This is a genomic window from Dorea sp. 210702-DFI.3.125 (genome assembly GCF_020560945.1).
GTDB lineage: Bacteria > Bacillota > Clostridia > Lachnospirales > Lachnospiraceae > Dorea > Dorea formicigenerans.
Map to the genome: position 1 here is coordinate 1 of NZ_JAJCNF010000077.1, position 727 is coordinate 727.

General features: G+C 33.7%; 1 protein-coding gene. It reads left to right on the top strand.

All coding sequences use genetic code 11. The annotated features are described in order from the left end of the window. Positions 1 to 104 precede the first annotated feature (104 nt). Positions 105 to 551, top strand: coding sequence for a hypothetical protein (locus LI164_RS15595; RefSeq protein ID WP_005330834.1), 447 nt, complete (start codon positions 105 to 107; stop codon positions 549 to 551). Positions 552 to 727 lie beyond the last annotated feature (176 nt).

A 727-nucleotide genomic window follows, 5' to 3' on the forward strand; every position in this document is an offset into this window, starting at 1 on the left:
TCGGTGCAAGCAAGAAAAAATCGCATAATTAGTGCAATGAGTGGGCAATTCCAATCGGAGTTGCCCATTTTTAAAACAAACAGAAATACAAATCAGAGTTTGTGATGGTAGATAATATGGAATGGTTTAATGTTTTTGGGCTGATTTTTATTGCAGTCATTATGATACCCAATGTTGTATTTGCGATTAAGTGCAAAGATGGATTTGATAATAAGTGGAATAATAAATATGTTGAGGTCACAGAACAAGTAGGGAGATTGGGTTGTTTCGGATTCATGATAATCAATATTCCGGGAACTTGGTTCGGGTGGTGGTCTGACGAAGCATTTGCACTATATCTGATTGTAGATACCATATTGGTAATGCTTTATTGTGCTATTTGGATTATATGTTTTAAGAAAAACAGCGTTTTCAGAGCATTAGCACTTTCTATTATTCCTTCAATGTTGTTCTTATTTAGTGGGATTATGAGTAGGTCAGTGCTATTGATTATTGCATCAGTATTATTTGCACCAAGTCATATTGTGATTTCATATAAAAATGTAAAATGATATTTACAAATTCAAGTTTGCCGAAATATATTTCTAACTTTCCCTATTTTACAGGCTTTCCAGCCTGTGCATTAGCGAAACGATATGTATTTTCCCTTATTTTTGCCCTTATGAGATAATCGTAAGGGAAATAAGGGAAAGTTTTATTTAGTCATTGCCTGCCACTTTATCAAGTA

Coding starts and splice junctions, on each gene's coding strand:
- LI164_RS15595 (WP_005330834.1), top strand. CDS start 105: ATGGTAGATAATATGGAATGGTTTAATGTTTTTGGGCTGATTTTTATT.